Origin of the sequence: Pseudomonas sp. TJI-51, from assembly GCF_000190455.2 — a bacterium.
In the GTDB taxonomy this organism is placed as follows: Bacteria; Pseudomonadota; Gammaproteobacteria; order Pseudomonadales; family Pseudomonadaceae; genus Aquipseudomonas; species Aquipseudomonas juntendi.
Genome location: NZ_AEWE02000135.1, coordinates 2,556 through 3,445 on the forward strand (window position 1 = coordinate 2,556; position 890 = coordinate 3,445).

The 890-nt window shown below is 57.8% G+C and carries 2 protein-coding genes; both read left to right on the forward strand.

Annotation, left to right across the window (positions count from 1 at the left end):
• A partial coding sequence (gene tnpB / locus G1E_RS24310; RefSeq protein WP_047150181.1) for an IS66 family insertion sequence element accessory protein TnpB occupies positions 1 to 234 on the forward strand: 234 nt, incomplete at its 5' end.
• 61 nt (positions 235 to 295) lie between these two features.
• A partial coding sequence (locus tag G1E_RS24315; RefSeq protein ID WP_047150182.1) for an IS66 family transposase zinc-finger binding domain-containing protein occupies positions 296 to 890 on the forward strand: 595 nt, incomplete at its 3' end.

Sequence of the window (890 nt, forward strand, 5' to 3'; positions counted from 1 at the left end):
AAGCCGCACTGCGCTTATCTCTTTGCCAACCGCCGCGCCAACCGGATGAAGGTGCTAGTGCATGACGGCATTGGCGTGTGGTTGGCAGCACGCCGACTGAACCAAGGTAAATTCCACTGGCCGGGCGCTCGTCACGGCGCTCAAATGGAACTGGACAGCGAGCAAGTTCAGGCACTCATCGTCGGATTACCTTGGCAACGCATGGGTGCCAACAGCACCATCACACGGCTTTAGTACTGACTATTGGCATAACCGCCAATCGCCGCCAGTGTGTTGCTCTGGCATGATTGGCGGCATGACTTCTTTACCCGACCTCGACCAACTGACCCCTGCAGAGCTGCGCGCGTTGCTCGAGCAGACGCTGACATTGCAGTCTCAAGTCGAGACGATGAGTCGCAAGATCCAGAACGACAAGATCGTCATCGAGCAGCTCACTCATGAGATCGCTGTCCTCAAACGTCATAAGTACGCCAAACGCAGCGAACAGATCAGTCCAGAGCAAGGCCGCTTGCTCGATGATTTGCTCAGCACTGACCTTGAGGCCATCGAAGCCGAGCTGAACGCACTTCATCCCGACCCAGCCCCAAAAGAGCCAGGCCAGAAGCCCAAGCGCGCACCACTGCCTGCACAGCTTCCGCGCACCGTGATTCATCATGAACCCGACAACACCCAATGTGCGTGTGGCTGCGAGCTTCAGCGCATCGGTGAAGATGTCAGCGAAAAGCTCGATTACACGCCGGGCGTGTTCACGGTTGAGCAGCATGTACGTGGAAAGTGGGCCTGCCGAAGTTGCGAAACCCTGATACAGGCACCGGTTCCGGCGCAAGTCATCGACAAAGGCATCCCCACCGCAGGTCTGCTGGCCCATGTCATGGTGGCCAAGTTCGCTG